Genomic DNA, 1,704 nt, shown 5'->3' on the forward strand with positions numbered 1-1,704 from the left:
TTTGAGAGTAATCCTCTCAAAACTAAACAAAGTTTCATGTGTAGGTTTCCGTAATATTCCTTAGAAAGGAGGTGATCCAGCCGCAGGTTCTCCTACGGCTACCTTGTTACGACTTCACCCTAATCATCTGTCCCACCTTAGACGGCTAGCTCCTAAAAGGTTACCCCACCGGCTTCGGGTGTTACAAACTCTCATGGTGTGACGGGCGGTGTGTACAAGGCCCGGGAACGTATTCACCGCGGCATGCTGATCCGCGATTACTAGCGATTCCGACTTCGTGTAGGCGAGTTGCAGCCTACAGTCCGGACTGAGAATGGCTTTAAGAGATTAGCTAAACCTCGCGGTCTCGCAACTCGTTGTACCATCCATTGTAGCACGTGTGTAGCCCAGGTCATAAGGGGCATGATGATTTGACGTCGTCCCCACCTTCCTCCGGTTTGTCACCGGCAGTCTCACTAGAGTGCCCAACTAAATGCTGGCAACTAGTAATAAGGGTTGCGCTCGTTGCGGGACTTAACCCAACATCTCACGACACGAGCTGACGACAACCATGCACCACCTGTCATTCTGTCCCCGAAGGGAACGCCTAATCTCTTAGGTTGGCAGAAGATGTCAAGACCTGGTAAGGTTCTTCGCGTTGCTTCGAATTAAACCACATGCTCCACCGCTTGTGCGGGCCCCCGTCAATTCCTTTGAGTTTCAACCTTGCGGTCGTACTCCCCAGGCGGAATGCTTAATGCGTTAGCTGCGGCACTGAAGGGCGGAAACCCTCCAACACCTAGCATTCATCGTTTACGGCATGGACTACCAGGGTATCTAATCCTGTTCGCTACCCATGCTTTCGAGCCTCAGCGTCAGTTACAGACCAGACAGCCGCCTTCGCCACTGGTGTTCTTCCATATATCTACGCATTTCACCGCTACACATGGAGTTCCACTGTCCTCTTCTGCACTCAAGTTTCCCAGTTTCCGATGCACTTCCTCGGTTGAGCCGAGGGCTTTCACATCAGACTTAAAAAACCGCCTGCGCTCGCTTTACGCCCAATAAATCCGGATAACGCTTGCCACCTACGTATTACCGCGGCTGCTGGCACGTAGTTAGCCGTGGCTTTCTGGTTGGATACCGTCACTACGTGAACAGTTACTCTCACGTACGTTCTTCTCCAACAACAGAGTTTTACGATCCGAAAACCTTCTTCACTCACGCGGCGTTGCTCCATCAGACTTTCGTCCATTGTGGAAGATTCCCTACTGCTGCCTCCCGTAGGAGTTTGGGCCGTGTCTCAGTCCCAATGTGGCCGATTACCCTCTCAGGTCGGCTACGTATCACAGCCTTGGTGAGCCTTTACCTCACCAACTAGCTAATACGCCGCGGGTCCATCCAAAAGCGATAGCTTACGCCATCTTTCAACTCAAAAGCATGTGCTTTTGAGGTTTATGCGGTATTAGCATCTGTTTCCAAATGTTATCCCCCACTTTAGGGCAGGTTACCCACGTGTTACTCACCCGTCCGCCACTCGTTCAAATGTTTAATCTATTGGTGCAAGCACCGCCATCATAAACGCGAACTCGTTCGACTTGCATGTATTAGGCACGCCGCCAGCGTTCATCCTGAGCCAGGATCAAACTCTCATATAAAGTTTGTGACTCTTATTGTTAATACTAGCGAATTGACTTCGTTGTATGTTGCTTAATTCTCCGATTT

General features: G+C 50.5%; 1 rRNA gene. It reads right to left on the reverse strand.

The annotated features are described in order from the left end of the window. Positions 1-64: 64 nt before the first annotated feature. Positions 65-1,637 (reverse strand): 16S ribosomal RNA (locus tag FC34_RS09455). Positions 1,638-1,704: the final 67 nt, after the last annotated feature.

This window comes from Lacticaseibacillus brantae DSM 23927, assembly GCF_001436115.1.
GTDB lineage: Bacteria > Bacillota > Bacilli > Lactobacillales > Lactobacillaceae > Lacticaseibacillus > Lacticaseibacillus brantae.